Origin of the sequence: Peptoniphilus lacrimalis DSM 7455, from assembly GCF_000378725.1 — a bacterium.
Lineage (GTDB): Bacteria > Bacillota > Clostridia > Tissierellales > Peptoniphilaceae > Peptoniphilus_A > Peptoniphilus_A lacrimalis.
In genome coordinates this window covers 126,073-149,862 of the sequence record NZ_KB900372.1, presented here as the reverse complement: position 1 = coordinate 149,862, position 23,790 = coordinate 126,073, and the positions used below count along the sequence as shown (strand labels likewise).

Sequence of the window (23,790 nt, the reverse complement as noted above, 5' to 3'; positions counted from 1 at the left end):
TATATGAAAAAGAAAGGGAAAGTAAACCCAAGAGATGTACCAAAGACCAAGCTTATATCAGAAAAGAAAGAAGAAAGCAATGAAAAATCCAGTAGTACAGAGAGACCATCAGATTTTTCAAAAAAAGAAATTAATAAAGAAAAAAGCAAGAACAACATAGACAATAATGCTGAAGACTCTAAATATTATTCATCTCATTTGCAAGAAAATAGTCAGGATTTACTCAACGAAAAAGATAAGTCAAATAGAGGAAGAAGACAAAGAAAAAACCATGAGGAAAAATTTTCAGAAACTTTCTATCATAATGAATATCAGCCAGAATATTCGCAACAGCAGCATAGAAAAATGGAAGAAAATGAGGAAAGTAGATATGGTGAATATTACGGGCAAGAAACAGAATACAGGCTAAGTAACTTTAAAGAAGATTTTAATGATAGACCAAATTCAACTAGCTCTAATTTAAAAAGTAGCACTTCTCCCCAAAAAAATTACAAGGGGAATAGTAATTTAAAATGGAAGAAAAACGTTGAGAGTGAAAGTTTTAATGGCGTGCAAGAGAAAAAAATAAGGAGATTTAGAAAAGAAGAAGATAAGAATTTTAATATAGAGGTAAGTTCAACATATGATCCCTTATCGCAGGACTCAGATAATGATGGTGTCATAGATCGCTATGACATGAACTTTAGTGATAGCAATGTATCATATAGGGACACAAGAGATGACTATAAGTATTTACCATCTTCTGATGTGCAAAGAAAAAATTGGGATGGTTCTTCTATTCTTGGTAATAAAGGGAAAGAAAGCTTTCAAAAAAACACCTTAAAAAAACTTTATCAATCTCAAAGTCAGTTTAAGGACAAAGGAGAAAAAGCAGAATTAAAATCTTTAAATGGGAAGTTTAGAAGAAAAGACTTATCATATAAGGCAAATGAAGAAGATAAAAAAATAATTCAAGATCTGAATACTAATAAAAAACAAAATAGCAAATATTTCAAAGGCAAAGTTAGAAATTTAGAAGAAAAAAATATGCTAATGGGTAGGGTTTCTAGTGGGAAATTTAGACAGGATAGCCTATCTGAAGGATTTAAAAGTGAATCTGAAAAAAATAAAGATAAATATAATATAAATAAAAAGAATCAAGAAAAAATAGGCACGAAAAAAGAAATCTTCAAACAGGAAAAAAACGTAATAAAAAATGAGAATCTTGAAGTAGATGAACTTGATTTAAATCATAGTGGAATTTCTAATAAAAACAAGGGAAAGAAAAGACAAATAAAAGACGCTTTTGATAATACTATAAAGAAAAGCAACTTTGATCCAAAGAAAGAATACACCAGGACAAAAAAAGAAGTACAGGATTCTAAAAATGTATCTGAAGAAAATAAGGTAGATACAAAAAATAAAACTAAATTCCATTCTAAAAAAGATAACAAAAGTGAAAAAGATAAGTTTTATAAAAAGGAAGATAAAATATCAAAACTATATGAGAAAAAGAATAAAAAGGAAAAAGAGTTAATTAAGGATAAGAAAAAGTCGAAAAAAGCGGGTATAGAAAAACCTATTATTTTTGCAAGTGCTATGACGGCAAACTATCTATATAGTGGGAAAGATGATAATGCAGGCGTTAACGCTGCTTATAAGCTTAGTAGAACTACCGAAGCTATTGGCAGAGAAATTAGCCATTTTAGAAGAAAAAAACCTTTAAAAACTCAAAGAAAAATAAAATCTTTAGAAGGAAAAATTTATAAGAAAGAAAGTAAACTCCTCTTTCAAAGAAATTTTGAAGAATTGAAGAAGACTAAAGATTATCAAAACTCTAATAAATTGAATCGATTTTTTATGAAAAAGAAGTTTCAGAGAGATTTTAGGAAGAAACACGGGGAAGGTTTAGTAAATAGAATAAAGAAATCTTTCGCTAATATTGGAAAGAAAACATTGGAAGTTTTAAAAAACAAAGGATATAAGCAAATTTTAATTGCCCTTTGTATTTTAGGACTTTTTTTTATGCTATTTCAAGGAATTAGCAATGTTGGCAGTCTTACTTCAGGATTAACAAGTAATGTTATAGCTACAAGCTATCTATCAAAAGAAGAAGTTTTAATGGATATTAATAATGAATTTACAAGTTATGAATATGCATTACAAGACGAAATAGATAGTATTAAAGAAAATTATCCAAATTATGATGAATATCATATAAAAGGAGATTCTGTTGGTCATGATCTACATGAGCTTTTTAGCTATTTAACAGCAAGATATGGAGAGATTAAGTCAGCTGAAGAGATACAAAAGGAATTAAAAAAACTATTTAATCAAATGTATGAGAAAAAATATACTTCAAAGTCTATTACAAAATATGACAGTGAAGGAAATCCATATACCTATAGAATTCTAACCTTAACTATAAAAAAGAAAAGCATTGATGAAATAGCAAGAGAAGAATTTGCAAACTATGAAACAAATATGGCTCATTATTTAGCATTACTTGATAGTCAGGGAAATATGAGTGGATATTTTGGATCAAGCTATGGGAACTTGGGAGAGATTATAGACAATCCAAACTTTGGAAATCCCGGTCTTGCTTTTGATTCTGAAACTGCCAAAGCCTTATTTAATGAAGCAGAAAAACACATAGGCAAAAGATATGTGTTTGGCGCAAGCGGACCTAGTAATTTTGACTGTTCAGGATTTGTATGTTGGTCTTATACAAAGTCTGGTGTAAAAAGAATGCCAAGGACAACAGCTTGGCAAATTTATAAAAATTATTGTAATCCAATATCTCCAAGCGAGGCAAAACCTGGGGATATTATTTTCTTTAAAGGCACATATAATTCTGGTACGCCAATTTCTCACGTAGGAATATATGCCGGAAATGGAATGATGCTCCATGCAGGAGATCCTATCCAATATACCAGTATAAACTCAAGGTATTGGAAAAATCACTTCTATTCCTTTGGTAGACCAAAATAAGAGGGGAGTAAAAATCTATGAATAAAAAATTAATCAGAAACATAGAAAAACAGAAGAATTTAAGAAAGAAAAAAGAAGAAATTGAAATAGAACTTCAGTTATTAGCAGAGGAACAAGAAGAAATAGAAAATTTAGAGATCATCAAGGAATTTCGAAGTAGAAAAATATCTCTTGATGAATTTTTATTTATTGTTAGAAAAAATAAGGAAGAAGAAAATAGAGAAAGACAAGAACTTAAAAGAAAAGATACAAATGAAAGTGAGGAAAATTTATGAAAAAAATAACCAGTGGGATTTTAGCTGTAATGATGCTACTTGTAAGTCTAGTGAATATAGTTGCTGTAAGTCCTGTATATGCAAAAACAGATGATAAGGTGGAGTGGACGGAAGATGATTTTATGTATTCCTCTGAGGGAAATATAATTGCCTTTAGTGATAAGGGCTTAGAAAAGAAAGAGAAGACAAATATTCTAGTATTTCCTGAAGGAACGAAGTCTGTAAATGGAAATTATTCTTTAAGTCATTCAAACGATGAATTTAGATTTAAAAGAGAATTTGGACGCGGTAAACATTGGGATAAAGTAATTATTCCTGATTCTGTTAATCATTTAGGCTATGCTGCCTTTTATGAAGCAAGTATAGACGAGGTAAAACTATCAAGTAGTCTAACTTATCTTGGTGGTTTAGCATTTTTCAATTGTGGACTTAGAGAAGTGACTTTACCTGATACTTTGGTAAATATTGAACATAATGCTTTTGAAAGAAATAATCTTCAAGAAATAACTATACCGAAGTCTGTGAAGACAATTGAACAATATGCTTTTTCAAGAAATAAATTGCACACTATAAAAGTTTTAGGCAATCCAAATATTAACAGTAAGGGAGTATTCCATAATCAAGAAGTTGAGTATAGACCAAAACAAAATCCATTTTACGAAAATCATTTTGGTTTCAACGGAAATCAAGGATTCAAATCTATTCCTAATGGATTAAGGTTTGAAAATGGAGAGCTTGTCTTTGATAAGAATGTAGATAGTGTAGAACTTGAATTTGATTATAACAATGATATGTATCAAGGAAAGATGACTATTTACAATCCAAATAAATATTCCATTGATACTCAAACAGATTTAACAGGACAAGATATTGATGAAAAGGACAATAAGATTGATGATTTAACTAAAAACATTAAGGACTTAGAAAATCAGATCAAAGACTTAAATGATAAGAAACAAGAAGACCAAACAAAGATAGATGAATTAAAAGAAAAGTTAGAATCTTGCAAAGATAATGGAGAGAACTTAAAACAAGAAAAATCTAAGTTAGAAGAAGAGATTAGAGATAAAGATAATAAGATTGCTCAATTGAATAAAGAAATTGAGGATCTTAAAAACTCCAATAATGATGAACTAATAGCAGAAATTACTCAGCTTAAAGATGAATTAAAAAGATTACAAGATGAAAATGCAAAACTAAAAGAAGATTATTCATCTACAAAATGGGAGTTAGAAGCTGAGAAAGAAAAGACCGACAAAAACGAAAATAAAATCAAAGAAATGCAAGAAAAGCTCGAGTCTTTAGAAGGGGAACTTGCAAAGAAGACTAAAGAAATTGAGGATAAAGATAATAGAATTAAGGACTTAGAAAAAGCTCTTGATAAAAAAGATACTAAGATAAAAGAACTAGAGTCTAAGAAGAAAGAAATAGAAAATTCTAAGTCAGAATGTTGTAAGAAAATTGAAGAGCTTCAAAAGGATATTGATAGTTTAAAAGAGTCTTCTGAAAATACAAAAAAAGAATTAGAAGAGAAGATTAATGAACTAGAAGAAAAACAAAAAGCTTCAGAAGAAGAAATTAAAAAGCTAAAAGAAGAATTAGATAAGAAAATTGAAGAAGCAAAGAAGTTAATCGAGGAAGCAAATAAAAAAGCGAAAGAAGAACTTGAAAAACAAGCTAAAAATGAAAAAGATAAAAATCTAAATCAAGACTTATCTAAAAAATTAGATGAACTTCTAAAACTCCAAAAAGAAAACAAAGAGAAGAAAGAAGATAAGAAATCTCAAGATAAGAAGTGGGACGAACTTTTGAAAGCTGATGACAAGAATATTCTAAATCAATTTGATCTTAACAAGATGAAAAAGCAAGAGGAACAACAAGGTAAAAAACAAGTTAAAGATGAAAAAGAATTTGCAGTTTTTCAAGTAGACAAAAACTTTTATAACATTATCAATAAAGATGGTAAGACAACAGTCTATATGGATGTAAAAGCATATATTAAGGATAATCGCATTATGTTACCTGTTAGATATGCAGCCTATACTCTTGGGTTTAATGTAGAATATGATGATAGTAAGAGAGAGGCTATCTTTTCAAATAAAGAAAATACAGCCTTACCTAAAAAAACTCTAAGATTAAATATAGATACTGGTGTTATGAAAGATAGTCAAGGAAACATTTATCATTCTGACACTAAACCTGTAATTATAAATGGAAGAATTCACGCATCTATTTCCAATATAGCTAAAGCTTTTAATGCAAGCTGTGGGGATATAAGAGATGAAAAAGATCAAAGTATAGAATGGGATAATAGCAGAAAGGCAGTTTATGTCTTTAAGAATATAAAGTAAGAAAAGGAGATAACTATGAAGAAAAAAAGATTAGGGGTAGCCTTAGTGCTACTCCTTTTACTATTAAGTATGCCAAGCATATCCATAGCTAAGAGCAATGATAATGAAATAAAAAATCAGTCAAATGATATTTATTTGCCAGAAAAAAGTAAAGAATTAGAAAGCTTATTTGATGAAGATATATATGAACCATCTAATGAGAGTCAAAAAATTCCTTATCAGGAAGTGCCCAAAATACAAGAAAATAACATAAAAAATGAGCAAGTAGATAAAAAAGAAAAGCCATCTAAACTTGTTAAAGGTGGCAATACTAAAGCAATTAATCCATTAGCTACAAAAGAAAATAAGGCAAGAGGAACAGTAATAGAAAATGTAGATAAAAATGGACAGGATATTACACCGAAAGTAGAAGATCAAACATCAAGAGATGAAAAAAAGGAAAATCCAATAGATGTTAGACAATTTTTAACCTTTCAAACAAAGAGTGGAAAAACTATGCACCTCATTGTAGATCATTCGGAAAATCAAGAAAATGTACAATTACTAACAGAAGTTGGAGAACAAGATCTACTAAATATGATTGAAGGAGAAAGTGAAGTAAAGCCAAAAGAAGAAGTAGTGAAAAAAGAAGAACCGGTGGAGGAAAAACCGAAGAAAGAGGAGAAAGAAGAAAAGAAATCAGGGATAGGACTCTATTTATTTATGGGTTTAATTATTGTTGGTGTAATGGGTGCAGGATATTACTTCAAAATCTATAAAAAAAATGAAGAGGCAAGTTTTGAAGATGAGCAAGATTATAATGAATTAGAAGATGATTATGAATCTGAAGGGGAGGATTATGATCTTGAAGATAAGGAAGATACAGAAATTATTCCAGATGAAGATGAATTTTAATCTTCTCAATGATTTAAGCAGTAGATTAAGGACAACAATAAACTCAATTATCGTGTAAATTTATAAAAAAAGTACAATTAGAATTCTGGAACTTTAATAAAAAACGATGAACAAAACGACAGCACAAACTTAATATATAAGTAAGGCTAAGTTGAAATGATTGATTGTATAATTAAGAATTTGATATAGATAAAATCATAAGTTTAATGAGAATGCTAAAAACGGATCAAGCTTTTTTATACAGATGGAATTCTTATTCGAAGAAAAATCTTTATGTTAGAGACATAAAGTTTTAAGATGTAATAGATAATGGAATAAATATTATAGAAAAAATAAAAAATCAGTAGAGCTATAAAAAGATGAGGGATTGAAAATTTAATCTCTCATTTTTTTATTAAAAAATTAAAGGAGGAAAAATGAAATTAGTAATCGCAGAAAAACCAAGTGTTGCAGCATCAATAGCAAAAGTTATAGGAGCAAAAAATAGAAATAATGGATATTATGAGGGGAATGGATACATTGTTTCATGGTGTGTTGGGCATTTAGTACAAATGGCAAATCCTGATGTGTATGATGAAAGATATAAGAAGTGGAGAATTGAAGATTTACCTATTATCCCAAAAGAATACAAGTATGAGGTAACGAAGACAACTAAAAAACAGTTTAATATTCTTAAAAGACTAATGAATAGTAATGAAGTTGACACCATTATTAATGCTTGTGATGCTGGTAGAGAAGGAGAAGCTATCTTTAGACTTGTATATATGATGGCAAATTGTAAGAAGAAAATGAAACGTCTTTGGATTTCCTCAATGGAAGACTCTTCCATAAAAGAAGGATTTAGCAACTTAAAAGATGGAAGTAATTATGATAATCTTTTTGATTCAGCTAAGGCTCGTGCCATAGCTGATTGGCTTGTTGGAATGAACATAAGTAGACTTTACTCCTGTCTATATAATGAAAATTATAGTGTAGGCAGAGTACAAACACCAACTTTATCAATGATTGTGAATAGAGATGATGAGATAAATAGTTTTAAAAAAGAAAAATATTATACAGTTGAGATTTATATGAATGGATTTACACTGTCGACAGATAGAATTGATGACAAGATAGTGGCAGAGCAGCTTAAAAATTTAATCGGAGAAAAAATTGAAATAACCGATGTAATTAAAAAAGAAAAGATTACAAAGCCTAATCTGCCCTTTGATCTAACAACACTTCAAAGAGAATGTAATAAGTATTTTGGATACAGTGCAAAACAAACCCTAGATTATGCCCAAAGCCTGTATGAAAAGAAGTATATTACCTATCCACGAACAGATTCAAGATATTTGACAGTAGACATGATAGAAAGCACTGTAAATAATATTATAGGGAAAAATTATTTTGATACAGAAAGAATTAAGGTTGTTTTTAATACTGAAAAAGTTACAGATCATCATGCAATAATTCCAACGATAAGTTCGTTAAATAAGGATATTTCAGATCTTCCGGAAAGTGAAGCCAAAGTATATAGACTTATAACAAATAAACTCTATGCAAGTTTTGGATACCCACTTGTAGAAAATACAACAAAGATAGTGGCTGAATTTGACGGGTTTGAATTTATAAACACTTATAAAATAATTGCTGAAGAAGGATTTACAAAATATTTAGAAGAATATAAATCAAAGAAGAAAGAAGATATACAACTTCCTGATGTAAAAATAGGAGATTTTTTATATATTGAAAATAAAGATACAAAAGAGAAGTATACAAATCCACCTAAACACTTCACTGAAGACACACTCTTAAAAGCAATGGAAATAGCTGGGAATGATGAATTAGTTAAGGATGTTGAAGTTGAGAGAAAAGGACTTGGTACTCCTGCTACAAGAGCGGGAATAATAGAAAATTTGATATACAAAGGTTATATAAAAAGAGAAAAGAAAAACCTAATATCAACTAGAAAGGGATTAAACCTAGTGACTATAGTTATAGATGAGTTTAAATCTCCAAAGACAACAGCAAAATGGGAAATGAGATTAAGTGATATAGCAAAGGGTAAGGAAGATAAAGAGAATTTTTTAAAGGAAATTGAAGAAGAAATAAAAAATACCATAGGTAAATACTATAAGTAAATTGATTATAAAAACTTGAATATAATTATAGGAATGAAGAAAGGAATGATTTATGAAAGAAATAGGGTATAATATAAGTGATAAAAGAGTAGGCATTAGGAAATTTGCTTATTTGACATTACTATAAATATACGTTATACTCTTATAAGATAAAGATGGTGTCCCGCTACCGTTAAAGGTGGAGCATTAAAGAAGGTGTATAACTACCTACATCCCAAAGGTAAAATATTAAAGCAAACAGAGAGGTTAAAACCTTTCTATTTTTTTATTCCAATTTCTTCTGCAAAGGAAAACGCAAAAAATGGAAGAATGTTTCTGATGAGCATTTTTTAATTTATGAAGTGATCGATAATAGTATTACTATAGATGGAGATATTTACAAATATTATTCTGATAAAGAAAAATTGCACATATTATCTATATTGGATATTAAGAAAATGATTCCTGTACCGACTGATTGTTATGAAAGAATTGATTTTAACGAACTTGAAGATATCAGATATAAAGACTTATTTCAAAAAGAATATGCTTTTTGTTTAAAAATAAAAACAAAGATCTTGATAAAGGTAGAAAAAATATACAAAAATCAAAAGAAAACAGGAATTATAAGAAGAGCAAATTGTAATTTTTCAAAGTTAGAAAAAGCAATGTTGGATTGGAAGCAATAGGATAAAGGCAGTTAAAGCGATTTGAAAAGTAAAAAATTCTAATCGTTTTTTTATTGCAATAAAAAGATAGAGTAAATGACATGCTAAAGTTATCTTTTGCTTACAGAAATTTAAAAAATAGAAAGAAATAAAGTTTAATAAATAAATATATAAAAATTTAGTTCATTTTTATCACTATAATGAGGAGGGATAAAATGCCAAGATATGATATAGTAGATTTAAGCAGAACAATCTATCTTGCAAAAGAAGAATTTAAGAAAGATATAAAAAAATATGAGGAATATTTAAAGGTATCAGGCAATAACTATAAGTATCCATATATACATCAAATATCTATATACAATATGGATCCAAAAGCAACAGCCTGTGCAGAATTTGATTATTGGAAAAGTATAGGTAGAAGCGTTAAAAGAGGTGAAAAAGGAATACCACTTTTAGATATAGATAGTGGAAGGATAAAATATATCTTCGACATAAGGCAAACAGTAAGTATTAATCATAATATTTCTGAGGTAAAGTTATGGAAATATGATAGCAAAAAGCATTTAAACTTACTAGATGACCTGATAGATAAGTTTAAAGAAAAAGATAGTAAGCTTCTATTAAGCCAAGAAGATAAAATTGATGCCTTAGTAGAAAGTAATGTTAGAGGAAAATTCAATAAAATTTTAGAAAGTCTATCTGATGAAAGTTTAAAAAGCATTCAAAAGGTAGACCTTTTTAATTTGTTAAAAGAATCCGTAAAAATTTCCATAAGCGAGAGAATGGAGGTCTCATATCAGCTAAAAGGAGAAAACTTATCTTTACTGTCTAAAATATCAAGTTCGGACATAGACAAAGTATTAAGTATAAGTGCTAATATAAGTAAAAATATCTTACTTGATTTGGGAAGGGAAATAAAAAGATTAGAAATTTTAGAGAAAATTCAAGAAAGAAAAGATTTGGAGCAGACAAAAGAGCTTAAGGAGCGTTATAATAAATTAAGTTCTGATATAAACGGTGAAATAAATTTAAAAAAAGGAGGCTTGGAAGATGAACGAGAAAGTAACATTGGCAGGCAAGGAATACCTCATGGAGGAGGGAATTTACACACCAATCGTCAAGGAGAATTCCTTCGAGAGACAGGGAGGGACATACAAGATGGAAGAATTGGAGGAAGGCATGGAAGTCCTAATACCCAATATGGCAATTCCCAAGGAAATAGATTTAAAGAAACTCAACAGATGGGGAAGGATGAGATTGAACTTTCTCAAGGAGAACAAAGAAGAGGATTATCAGATAATGTATTTGCAAGGGATATTGATGGATCATCTTCTATCAAAGGAAAAAGAGATAGAGGCCTTTATCACGAGGGAAGAAGTCAAAATGATGGAAACTTGGGGGCTGACAGAAGAACTGAAAGAAGAGGACTATCTGAAATATCTGAGATTGAAGAAGAACATGGATATGACCCTGCAAGAAATAGGGGAAAGGGAGATAATCTTAATCTAAAAAATGAGGAAGTAGAGTCTACTTCCTTTTTTTCTGCTAAAAATCAGGGAGAGCAAATATCCTTCTCAAATCCAATAAGTCAAAGAGAAATAGATACGTTTTTAATTCATGGAGGAAATCATGAAGATGGAAGATTGGCAGTAATAGCAGAATTTTCTAAGGGTAAATCTTTAGAAGAACAGGCAAACTTTTTGAAAGAAATATATAGGGGAGCCAATGGTCTTGAAATTGAAGGAAGAAAGATATCTGCATGGTTTGGAAAGGAAGGAGCAATTTTTAAAGATGGAGATGAGGCAAGATATAGAGAAGGGCAAATAGTTTCTTGGAAAGATTTAGCTAATAATATTAATAATTTATTAGATAGAGGAGAATTTGCTAGCAATGTTGAGATTGTAGAAAGTGCTGCATATGAAAGAGAAAAAATAGCAGAAAAATTATTGTATTTAAAGAGAGATCTTACTGATGAAACTGATGACAGATATCTAACCAGTCTTAATGATATAAAAGGAAGAGGCTTCCCAGATGAAAAAGAAAATCTCGGGAAAAAACTTGAAGATAAAAATTTTATAAATAAACTCAGAAAAGAATACGAGGTATTTTTAGAAGAATATAAGATTAATCCTGATATTTTAAGATTTCATCATTATAAATTATCTAGAATCTATAATGATATCAATGATTTAGAAATAGAAAGAAAATTATATAGGTCAAATTTAAAGGATATTGCACCTATTCAGAGTTTTATAACACAAGATGAAATAGATGAAAGCCTAAAAAGAGGAAGCGGGTTTTCTGATGGAAAGAAAAGAATATATGAATTTTTTACTGAAAAGCATGATTTAAAAGAACAAGCAGATTTCTTGAAAAATGAATATGGCGTAGGTGGAAGTTCTCATGCACTATCTGCTGCAAGAGGAAGTGGTGAGTGGCACGATGCGAAGGGAATAAAATATAATAAAGGTAATGCAAAAGAAATACTACTATCTTGGTCTAATGTTGCAAGAAGAATCAATGACCTTATTAAAAAGAATAGATATATAGATGAGGAAAGTTTTGAAGAAAATAGGGAGAAAAAAACAGATCAGGAAATAAATAAAACAGAAAAAGAAAGCCAGGAGTATATAAATTATCAAGATGATTTGCCTCCAACTGATAATGATGTATATATAGAAAGAACAAATAACAGTTCTATATATTATTATCAAGGACAGTCCGTAGCAAGTATAGGTGATGATGGAAAACTTATCATTTATGATGAATTTATACCAAACTTTTTAAAAGAAGAAATATATTCCATAGCCTTTGAAAAACAATTAGATATACCATTAGACCAGTTAGACGATGGAATTATTCTTGAGGGAATACATGACACTTTTTATATTAAAGAAAAGGAAGAAATAGAAGGAAGAGAATATTACCTTTTAGAAAGTCAAAGTCGATATGATGATATTCCAAATATTGTAGTTAATTCTAACAAAGAAGTTATAGATGATGATATAGTAAATGGTTTTGAAGAATTTAAGGAATTTTATACTAATAAAAATAAAGAGAATATAGATTTTGATATAGATAGCCATATAAAAGATGATTATTGGATAATTGAGTTTAATGAGGGTTCGAGTCTAATAGAAAAAGATTATGCAGGACAAAGGCTGACTAAAGAACTATTAGATGAAATAAGGGAAATAGATGAAAAGATAAGACTTCATAATAAGACCTTAGGAGAAGACGAATATGGGCAGATGACTGAAAAGTGGGAGGGGTATTCCAAATTCTATTTTAACCATATAGTAGATGGGAAAATAGTTGATCACTATAAGATAGACATAGGTGATGGAAACGAGATCAACCAAAGAGACTTTGAATTTCTTTATGAACAAATAGGAAAAAGTCAGATAGAACTTAATCAAACTATAGAAGAAAATAAGATAGAACTTAATCAAACTATAGAAGAAAATAAGATAGATGAAAAAATAATTTCCATAGACCAAATTGAAGATATACTTTTCGATGTATTAGTTAAGGATAAAGTTTTAGAAAATGAAATTATAAAGGCAAGAGATAACTTAGGAAATAATACCTTAGCAAGTTTTAATTCTGTATTTCAAAGAGAATATGCGAAAATCATGAGAGAAGTTGCCGATAAGCAGGGAAATCTTCCAGATGATATGAAGTCAATAGATAAGGTTAAAGAATTAGGCATTAGAATAGAACATAGATATAGAGAATATTTAAATAATTCACATGAAAACAATATAGAAGATGATAAGGAGATACTCTCTATAAAAGTGGGAGATATAGTTAAAACAGAGGATAATAAATATTTAAAAATAAAAAATATTTCCAGTGGATATGATAATAACCATAATCAAATAACATATTATTCATATGATGCCTATTTTGATAAGGACTTAAAACTATTCTCACATTCCTTTAAAGAAAGCGATTTAAAAGCTTTAGAAGTATTAAGAAATGAAGTAGAAGAAAAATTAACAAAAGATATTGTAGAAGATAAAATAGCAGTAAAAGTAGGAATTTATTACGCTTTAGTAGATAAAGAGAAAACAAAGGATATAGAACTAGAAGAGACAGGAATTAGAGTTTATCCAAGAAAGGAAAACTCACAAGGAAAGATCTATACTTTATATAAAGGGAAATCTTTTGAGGATAGCAGAAAAATAGACAGTTTGTTTGATGAAATTACTGTCAAAATGAAAGAAGTAAACCTTACAAATTTAAATGATGTATTAGAATTGGAAAGAGAAGGATTATTTGAAATTACTGATGATAAAGTTACAAAATTTGAGGAAGGCTATGATATAGATGTTCAAAGCTTTAATCAGCAATTTCCAGATTACTATAATGATATATATGTTTTTAATAAAAATCTTGAAATCAATGGAGCATATCAAAATTTAGCACATATAAATGAAAAAAATAAAATTACTTTTAATATAAATTTATCTCAAGAAGAAAAATCAAAAATTGAAGAAATAAGAGATAAAAAAGAAGTTCTTTCCAAGTTAATAGATAAAGATATCAAAGAAAAAGGGGAATACTATTTTGATCCTCAAAATGAAGAATACTTACTACTATCAAAGAAAATAGAAGATGGATTATTAAAAAAACCAGAAAATATTATAGATGGAAAAGAAGGGTATAAGGTAGAGCTAATCTTAGATGTTAAGGGGAAATCTCTTAAACAAAATTTACGATACAATGGGTATATTTTAAATTCTAATCAAGCTATAAAATATAAAAGTTATAAGGACATATTAAGTAACTTACCTTATTTACTTGATGACAAACATAGAGAAGTGCTTTTAAATGGATATTTAAATCAGCAAATAGAAAATGATAGAACAAGGCAAGAAGAAAATCCATTTAAAGAAGGTATGAGTGTTAGATACAAAGAAAAAGAATACACTATAACCGCCATTAACGATGCTACAAGTCCTAAAACTATAGAATTAGAAGATAGCACAGGACTAATGAATGGGTTTATTACCGGAAGTGAAACAATTCTTTTTAATGACTACAAAGATCTTGATTTAGAAGTTATAAAAAAAGAGGAATTAATTCCGTTAGAAATAGAAGATTATAGTCTTTTAGGATTACCAGTTCAATTTAGAAATAAGGAATATTTTATTAAAGAGAACGAATTTAATGAAGCTGGAATGGGTAGATTAGCTTTAAGTTCAATAGATAAGAGTGTTATTACTGAAGTAATATATAGTAGAGAAAGACCTGTTTCTAATATTTTTGTAAGAAAGGAAGATTTAGAAGAATATAAATCTAGTGAAAAAGATAAATTAAGTAAAAAACAATCTATCGATAAAGAGGAATTAATAGAACAAATTAGCTTTGAAGATATTGACAATAAAAACGAAGAAAAAGTTAAAAAAGACAATTCAGGGCTTTTACATAAAAGCCTTGATGTAATAAATAATAAATCTTCTCTTGTTGCTGATCAGTTTATAGTAAGAGTAGATAATGAAAATGAAGAATTTTTAGTATATAGTTCGTCTAATCCAAAAAATTATAGGGAATTTACTCTACCTTTTTCTTACCTCAAAGGAATTGACAAAATTGACGGAGATGGTAATTCATTAAAATTAACCACTCATAGAAAAGAAACTATTGATAAGAAGTTAGAAGAATATAAGGAATGGAAAGAAAATAATGATTTAATAAGGACTGATAGAGAAAATATAGAAGGGGTTTCTGAAGTTTCTTTAGAAAACTATAAAATTATTAATGAAGAAGAAAACCTACCACCTTCACAGAGATTAAAAAACAACATTGAAGCTATAAATGTCTTAAAAGCTTTAGAAAAAGAAAATAGAAGTGCAAGAAAAGATGAACAGGAAATTTTAGCAAAGTATATCGGCTGGGGAGGACTTTCTGATGTATTCGATGAAGAAAAGGAAGGTCAATGGCTTGATGCAAGAAATTTTTTAAAAGAAAATCTAACTGGGGAAGAATATAATAGGGCGAGAGAATCAACCTTAACGGCTTTTTATACGCCAAAAGTAGTTATAGACTCTATCTATGAAAGTCTTTCTAATCTTGGCTTTGAAAAAGGAAATATATTAGAACCAAGTGCTGGGACAGGGAGATTTATAGGAAATCTACCTGAAGAAATGAAAGAGTCAAACTTTTATGGAGTTGAATTAGATAGGATTAGTGGACAAATTGCTAAAGAACTTTACCCTAATGCCAATATACAAATAAAAGGATTTGAAGAAACCAATTTTTCTAATAACCTATTTGATGTGGCTATAGGAAATATTCCTTTTGGAGAATTTAAAGTAGCAGATCGTGAGTATGAAAGAAATAACTTTCTAATTCACGATTATTTTTTTGCTAAAACTTTAGATAAGGTTAGAGATGGCGGCATCATTGCCTTTATAACTTCATCTGGGACTATGGATAAAAAAAGTGAAGATGTTAGAAGATATATATCAGAAAGGGCGGAGTTTTTAGGCGCAATACGACTACCTAATAGAACATTTAAAGGAGTAGCAGGAACAGAAGTAACTTCAGATATAATCTTTTTAAAAAAGAGAGATAGGCTATTAAAGATAGATGAAGAATGGGTAAAGCTAGATGAAAACGAAAAAGGACTACTATATAATAAATACTTTGTAGATAACCCTCAGATGGTAATAGGGACTATGGAAGAAATATCGTCAAGATTTGGGACAAGCCTTGCATGTATTGAAAATAAAGATATTTCTTTAGAAGAAGGACTAAAAAAAGCCATTAAAAATATTCAAGGTAGGTATGAAGAAGCTCAAATAAATGATGATTTAGGAGAAGAAACAATACCAGCTGATGATAGTGTTAAAAACTATTCTTTTGCTTTAGTGGATGATGAAATATATTTTAGAGAAAATTCAATTATGCAAAGAATATCCTTAAACCAAAAGGATAAAGATAAGGTAAAAGAATATTTAAGATTAAATGAAAGTCTAAGGAAAGTTATAACCTATCAAAGAGAAGACTATTCAGATGAAGAGATAAAAAAAGAACAAGAAAATCTAAATAAATTCTACGATGATTTCAATAGCAAACATGGAAGATTAAATTCAAAAACCAATAAAAAGTTATTTAGAGAAGATGCCAATTTTTCTTTAATTTCAACTTTGGAAAAATTAGATAAAGAAGGCAACTTTATAGGAAAATCTGATATCTTTAACAAGAGAACTATAAAAAAAGCTGTCATAATAGATCATACAGATAGGGCAATAGATGCTCTGGTACTCTCTATTAGTCAAAAAGGGAAAATAAATTTTGATTATATGGAAGAATTGACAGGAAAAACAAGAGATAAATTAATAGAAGAATTAAAGGGAGAAATATTTTTAAATTTAGATTCCTTTGAACCTAATGATATAAATCCATTTAAGTCTGCTAAAGAGTTAGGAGATTTTTCAAGACCTTATGTAAGTGCTGATGAATATTTGTCAGGAAATATAAGAGATAAAATTAAAGTTGTAGACTCTTATATTAAAAATATTGAAAGAGAATTAGAAAAGGAAGAAAATTCAGCAGATAGAGAGGTGTTAGAAGAAGAGTTAAAGGAGTTACATTTTCAAAAAGCAAAACTAATGGAAGTTATGCCTAAAGCACTAGATGCAAGTGAAATTACAGTTAGAATGGGCGCAACATGGATACCAGAACAAGATTACAAAAAATTTATGTTTGACTTGTTGAAAACACCAGTTTCATCAAGGTGGAATATAGATATTAAGTATTCTGACTTTACAGGAGAGTATAGAGTTGAAGGAAAAAGCTCTGATAGGGACAATGACCTTGCTTCTTTTACCTATGGTACAAATAGGGTAAATGCCTACAAATTGATAGAAGATACTTTAAATTTAAGAGATACTAAGGTATTTGACCAAGTAGAAGACAGTGATGGAAAGAAAAAATCTGTGCTTAATCAAAAAGAAACAATGCTTGCAAGAAGTAAGCAAGAGATGATAAAAGAAGAATTTAAAAGCTGGATATTTGATGATGTGGAAAGAAGAAATAGATTAGTAGAAGATTATAACGAAAGATTCAATTCCATAAGACAAAGGGAATATGATGGATCTAATCTTACTTTTGAAGGAATGAATCCTGAAATAGAATTAAGAGCACATCAAAAAGATGCCATAGCAAGAGGTTTGTTTGGTGGAAATACTTTACTTGCTCATGAAGTAGGAGCAGGAAAAACCTTTGAAATGATAGGGATAGCCATGGAGTCAAAAAGACTTGGTATGAGTAATAAGTCAATGTTTGTTGTTCCTAACCACATCGTAGAGCAATTTGGAAGAGAATTTAATGAACTCTATCCAGGAGCTAATGTATTATGTGCTACAGAAAAAGACTTCACACCAGATAGACGAAAAAGATTTTGTAGTCGTATTGCTACAGGAAGTTTTGATGCTGTTATTATAGGGCACAGTCAATTTGAAAAAATTCCTATATCAAAAGAAAGACAAGAATATGAATTGCAAGGTCAAATTGATGAAATAATTGACTATATAGATGAATATAAAAGAGAAAGGGATCAAAGATTTACTGTAAAGCAATTAGAAAAAACAAAGAAAAAATTAGAGACAAAGTTAGAAAAACTAAATGCTGATTATAAGAAAGATGACGTTGTAACCTTTGAGGAACTGGGAGTAGATAAGTTATTTGTAGATGAAGCCCACGCATACAAAAACCTCTATCTATTTTCTAAAATGAGGAATGTAGCAGGAATTACTTCTACAGATTCACAAAAATCATCAGATATGCTTATGAAATGCCGCTATATGGATGAAATAACTAATGATAAAGGATTAGTATTTGCCACAGGTACACCAGTAAGCAACAGTATGGCTGAACTTTATACCATGCAGAGATATTTACAGTATGATGAATTAAAAAAGATGAAATTACAACATTTCGATTCTTGGGCGTCTACTTTTGGAGAAACAATAACGGCAATAGAATTAAATCCTGAGGGTAATGGTTATAGGAGCAAAACCAGATTTGCAAAATTTTATAATCTTCCTGAACTTATGAATACTGTAAAAGGATTTATGGATATTAAAACAGCTGATGTTTTAAATCTTCCTACACCAATTGCCCATTATGAAACTATAAAAACAAAGCCTACCGAAGAACAAAAAGAAATTCTTGAAACTTTTTCCGAGAGAGCAGATAAGGTTCGTGATAAGCAGGTAGATTCAAGTGTTGATAATATGCTATTAATAACAAATGATGGGAAGAAGATGGCATTAGATCAAAGATTAATCAATCCTTTACTTCCTGATGATCCTAATAGTAAGGTGAATACCTGTATAAAAAATGTGTTTAGCATTTGGGATAAATATAAAGATAAAAAATCTGCTCAATTAATATTTTGTGATATGTCTACACCAAGTAGTGATTTTAATATCTATGATGATATTAAAACAAAACTTATAGATATGGGAGTACCTGAAAATGAAATAGAATTTATTCATAAGGCAAAAAACAATATGGAAAAAGACGCTATCTTTGATAAGGTAAGAAAAGGAGAAATAAGAGTCTTACTTGGTTCAACACAGAAAATGGGAGCAGGTACTAATGCCCAAGACAAACTAATTGCAATTCACGATCTTGATATACCATGGAGACCTGCTGATCTTTCTCAAAGGGCAGGCAGGATTGTGAGGCAGGGAAATGAGAATAAGGAAGTCCATATATTTAGATATGTAACAGAAAATACTTTTGATGCCTACCTATTCCAAACCTTAGAGAATAAACAAAAATATATTTCCCAAATTATGACGTCAAAGACTCCTGTAAGAGTTGCAGAAGATGTAGACGAAGCCACATTAAACTATGCCGAAATCAAAGCTCTTGCAACAGGAAATCCATTAATAAAGGAGAAGATGGACCTTGATGTTGAAGTTTCTAAACTTAAAATGCTAGAGTCCAATTTTAAATCAAATCTTTACAAGCTGGAAGATAAAGTAGTTAAATTTTATCCAAAGGAAATAGAAAGATTAAAAGAAAGTATAGAGAACTTAAAGGAAGATATTAAAAATGTTGAGCCTTATAGAGAAGTAGATAAAAATTTAAAAGAAGATAATAAATTTACCTCTCTAATTATTGACGGAAAGAAGTATATAGATAAGAAAATAGCTGGAGAGTTTTTGTTGAACAAAATTAAGGGAGTTAAAATATATAGGGAAATGGATAAAGATGGAGAAAAAATAGGTGAATATAGAAATTTTGATTTATCCATAAAATATGATTCTTTTTTCAATAAATATAACTTTATATTAAAAGGTAAGGGAGAATATAGAGGAGAGTTTGGAACAGATGAAATAGGTAATATAACAAGAATGGATAATGTATTAGATAAATTACCAGAAAGATTAGAAAATACAATTTCAAAACTAAAAGATACAGAAGAGCAATTTCAAACAGCCAAAATTGAAATACAAAAGACATTTCCACAAGCTGAACTTTTAAAGGATAAGACACTAAGACTTGCAGAAGTTAATAATTTACTAGATATGGGAAAAAGTGAAGATATAAGCCAAGATAATCCATTACTAGAAGAAGTAAAGGAAGAATTGATAGACTTCCTTAACAGAGAATATGATGAAGAAAACAGGTTAGAGGACTTTGATACTATATTTCCTGACTTAACAGATATAGGAATAGCTTATACAACTACACCAGATGAAAAACATGAAATACAAGTAAGTTTAGATTTAATAAATTACAAGATGAACACCTATGTAGATAAGAACCTAATTGACAGCTTTCAATACACCTATGATCCCTTAGATGCAAGTGATTTAAAAGAGCTAGTACAGATAAAGACATCTATTGGCTTTTGGAATTTTAGTGAGCTTGTATCAGTAAATGAAGAAAAACTGAGAGAAGTAATGGGACTTGAAATAGATGATGATGGCAACTTCTATGATCCATTATCTAAAGATATGGATTTAGATGGAATAATAGATAGAAATGATGCTGATTTTAGAGATAGTAAAGTGCAGGAAATAGGAGATTTTGAAAGGAAAGAAAAAACATCTATTATGGATAAATTAAAGGAATATAAGGGAAATTTAGCAGTAAATAATAATATAAAAGAAATAAATAATAGTGAACCATGTGGCAGATAAAACTTTAAATGAGATTATTAGAGGACAAAGAATATGGAATTTGATAGAGATAGATTTAATGAATTTATTCGAGAAAATTTTTCTTTTGATGGTGCTACTCATAGAATAATTAACAATATAGTTGAATATGGAATTAAAAATTTTGCCACTTCAGAAGATAAATTAGTTGAATTTATTCAGACTACAATTGATGATCCAACAGTTGAAGAAATAAAACAATTTATTATTAGTGATGAGAAGGAAGAAGAAATAAAAGATTTCACAGATGAGATAGATAAAAAAATAAAAGGAGGAATAGCAATGAATATAAAAAAGGGAAATGTAATTGAAACTGAATTTGGAGACACTATGGTACTGGATGTGAAAGATAATCAAGCGACCTTATTTGACGGGAATCAATTTATTTTAGCCACAGGAGTGGAGTTTAATAAAGAAAGTGGAAAGTATGAATGGGATTCTGTTAGATACGCAAGTGATATAAAAACAATAGCAAACATGGAAAATACAAATTTTGAAAGCATGAAAAATACAATAGATTTTTTAGCAGAATATAATCATAAAGAATTTGTAAAAGGTATTATATCTCTTGAAACAGGAGTAGGAAATGAAAATGTTCTTAATAATGCCTATGATAATTATATGAACGATTCAGTTATGGGTCTTATTGATGAAAAGTTTATTGAATATATAGACGAAGAAGAGTTAAAAGAAAACTTAGAAGCTAATCAAGAACAAGGAGATAAAGAAATGAAAGATATAGATAATAAAGAGAAGGATACATTAAATATAGATGGAAATATAGCAACTGATATAGAAATTAAAGATTTAAAATCAAAAGATGGGAGGGACTTTAAAGTAGCCTCCTTATCTATTGCTGAAAATGACAAGGAAGGAAATGCAAAATTCATAAGCTGCTACGCCTATAATGACAAAATCAATCAAGTAAAAAATTTGAAAAAAGGAGATTTTGTACACCTATTTGGCAAAGAAAAGAAAAGTATGGGAAAGGATAATAAGGAATACACAAGTCTAAAAGTATACTCTGCAAAGTTATTAAAAGCTAAAGAGCATACTAAAGCAAAAGCATCAACAATAGGGAAATTAAAGGAATTTAAGGCTAAAGGGGATATGAAAGTGGATGAAAAGAAGAAAAAGGATAATAGCATAGAAAGGTAAAAGATTATAGGGGGCAGGTTTTAGTCTGCCTCCTGTATTTTTTTATTGGTTGTTTTTAAGGGAAAATGATGGGTTATATTGAAAAAATATCAGCCACAGCCTATCAGGAGGGCTGATACACAAAACTTTACACAGTCTCACAAAATTATTTACAGACCCCACACTACCGGAGAAGCTGATACACCAAATCCTTACTTATACAATTCATTATAAATATACTTATCAGTATTCTTTCTTAATTGGGTTAATTCATTTATCAATATATTCTCGTTGGCGTAGTCATCCATAAGAATATCTTTTTTATTTTTGTATTCATCATATAATTTTGACAACTCTTTTATACTTAGATTTTTATATTGACACTTTTCTAAAGTATTTATTGCTTTTTCATATGCGATAATTTGAGGCTTATATTCACTATAAAAATCTTTATCATTTGTGTTTTCTTTATAGGTTTTATAAATAACCTTATTTATTTTTATAGTGTTAATGTCTTCAATAACTGTGTAAATTTCACTCATAACTTTTTCAACATCTTTAATCTTATTTAAGATTTCTTGCCTATTAACAGCCTCTTCTTGGAGTTTAGTTTCCAAATCCATACTAGATGATAGACCGTATTTTCTAAGCTGATTTAAGGTCTTCGCCATAGTATTCATATTATGTTTTCTAGCCCATATTTCATAACCTTTAGAAGATTTAACCTTTTCATTGCTTTCTATGTCTATTATATTATCAAATTTCTTATAAGATTTCTTAGCATAATATACTTCACTATTTTTGTAATTTTCATTTACCTTATTTTCAATTCTTTCTTTTATTTTCTCTTTTGTATAATCTTTTCCAAGAGTAGTTTCCTTCGCACGAATGAATCGCCCCTTTTCTCCTTGTTTTTTATGTCTGAAAGAAAGATATTTTCCAAGTTTAATTTCATAGCCATATTCTTCCATAAGCTTTAAGAAATTCTCATAGCTATTTGCTTTATTAATAGCATGATCAATAGAAATTTGAAGTTTATGTTTCCAAGATTTTCCTTTATTAAATTCAATATATTCTTTGTAGGATTTACCATTGGTTTTATACTTTTCTTTAAATTTTACATAATCTTCATCTATAACAGAGAGCTTATATTTTCTACATAAATCATCACTATGATTTCTAATTTGGTGGTAAGTTTTTTTGTTACTTTGATATGCTTTACCAGTTTCAAAAGAAACATTATTAAATAGTATATGGTTGTGAATATGCCCCTTATCTATATGGGTAGTAAGAACATATTCATACTTTCCTTTTAAGATTTTATCGCATAGTTCTATGCCTATTTGATGAGCCTCTTCAGCAGTAGTTTCTCCAGGAAAAAAAGATTGAATTAAATGTCTTGCTAAAACTTTTGCTTTAGAATTACATTCTATTTTTGTTTGTTCAAATTCTAAATGAGCAGTTATAGGGTTACAGTTTAGGGAGGAAATTAGAATTTTTTCATCTGTTTTATCACTATTCATAATATAATCAAGTGCTACTTTTAAAGTGGATTTTATAGGATGAATTTTAGTAATTGCCATTATTCTTTCTCAGTATTTATGCTATTAGAATTAGTAAGAGAGTATATTTTTTTACGCATAGAGAAAATATCTTTTGCTTGATTTTCTAATAAGCTTTTTAAATCTACTACATCATCTTTATATATAATTGATGTAGTATTTACCCTTTTAGCAATTTGATTTATATTATTTGAAGTACGACTTATATTTGTTGACATTTCACGAAAGACATCCATATCTAATACATAAATATCTTTTTCTAAAATACATTTCATAATAAATTGCCTAAGAGTTTTACACTTAGATGCTTTATATTTTTCATTTAGCAATTCTAACTCCTCATCAGATAACATTAAATAGATTCCGTTATTTCTAAATCTACTTGTCATAATTTAACCTCCTCGTATATTGTAGTTGTAATAATAAATACTACATTTTGTTCTCAATCCCTATTTATTATGTGATAATAATTGTATATATAGAGCTCGTAGTAAACCTCATTGAAGTTCGTCTACCTAATAAATTTATTAATAGAAATAAAAAAGAAAAACCTGTAAATTCAAGTAGGATTACTTGACTTACAGGTTTAATTTATTCTATATATTTCGTATGGAAATCTCCTGATTTAATTTTTTATTG

General features: G+C 28.9%; 11 protein-coding genes. 9 read left to right on the top strand and 2 right to left on the bottom strand.

Translation table 11 applies throughout. From position 1 onward, the window contains the following. Positions 1-3: 3 nt before the first annotated feature. The 9 genes from F594_RS0106350 (at position 4) to F594_RS0106315 (ending at position 21,610) form a co-directional block, all read left to right on the top strand. On the top strand, positions 4-2,970 hold the full coding sequence (locus F594_RS0106350) for a C40 family peptidase (RefSeq protein WP_019034966.1): 2,967 nt from the start codon (positions 4-6) through the stop codon (positions 2,968-2,970). 17 nt (positions 2,971-2,987) lie between these two features. After that, complete coding sequence (locus tag F594_RS0106345; RefSeq protein WP_019034965.1) at positions 2,988-3,245, top strand: hypothetical protein; 258 nt, start codon at positions 2,988-2,990, stop codon at positions 3,243-3,245. 29 nt (positions 3,246-3,274) lie between these two features. Continuing rightward, the gene (locus F594_RS0106340) at positions 3,275-5,596 is read left to right on the top strand and encodes a leucine-rich repeat protein (RefSeq protein WP_407675532.1); all 2,322 of its coding nucleotides are present in this window, start codon (positions 3,275-3,277) and stop codon (positions 5,594-5,596) included. A 15-nt stretch (positions 5,597-5,611) separates the two neighbouring features. Further along, positions 5,612-6,490: a CD1107 family mobile element protein gene (locus F594_RS0106335; RefSeq protein WP_019034963.1), complete on the top strand. Its 879-nt coding sequence runs from the start codon at positions 5,612-5,614 to the stop codon at positions 6,488-6,490. 416 nt (positions 6,491-6,906) lie between these two features. Continuing rightward, positions 6,907-8,613 (top strand): DNA topoisomerase 3, encoded by a 1,707-nt coding sequence (locus F594_RS0106330; RefSeq protein ID WP_019034962.1) that lies wholly within the window; start codon positions 6,907-6,909, stop codon positions 8,611-8,613. Between the two features lie 341 nt (positions 8,614-8,954). Continuing rightward, on the top strand, positions 8,955-9,281 hold the full coding sequence (locus tag F594_RS09245; protein WP_019034960.1) for a type III toxin-antitoxin system ToxN/AbiQ family toxin: 327 nt from the start codon (positions 8,955-8,957) through the stop codon (positions 9,279-9,281). A 1,032-nt stretch (positions 9,282-10,313) separates the two neighbouring features. After that, a complete protein-coding gene (locus F594_RS10050; RefSeq protein WP_407675525.1) occupies positions 10,314-10,772 on the top strand; it encodes a TnpV protein in 459 nt (152 codons plus the stop codon). Next, positions 10,658-20,434 (top strand): helicase-related protein, encoded by a 9,777-nt coding sequence (locus F594_RS0106320; protein WP_407675524.1) that lies wholly within the window; start codon positions 10,658-10,660, stop codon positions 20,432-20,434. Before F594_RS10050 ends, F594_RS0106320 begins: the two co-directional genes overlap by 115 nt. Positions 20,435-20,467: 33 nt before the next feature. Next, positions 20,468-21,610: a transposase gene (locus F594_RS0106315; protein WP_019034958.1), complete on the top strand. Its 1,143-nt coding sequence runs from the start codon at positions 20,468-20,470 to the stop codon at positions 21,608-21,610. Positions 21,611-21,801: 191 nt separating this feature from the next. Here the strand turns inward: F594_RS0106315 and F594_RS0106310 are convergent, their stop codons facing one another. Beyond that, positions 21,802-23,172: a relaxase/mobilization nuclease domain-containing protein gene (locus tag F594_RS0106310; protein ID WP_019034957.1), complete on the bottom strand. Its 1,371-nt coding sequence runs from the start codon at positions 23,170-23,172 to the stop codon at positions 21,802-21,804. Further along, positions 23,172-23,540 carry a plasmid mobilization protein gene (locus F594_RS0106305; protein WP_019034956.1) on the bottom strand — a complete coding sequence of 123 codons (369 nt, stop codon included), beginning with the start codon at positions 23,538-23,540 and terminating at the stop codon, positions 23,172-23,174. Before F594_RS0106305 ends, F594_RS0106310 begins: the two co-directional genes overlap by 1 nt. Positions 23,541-23,790: the final 250 nt, after the last annotated feature.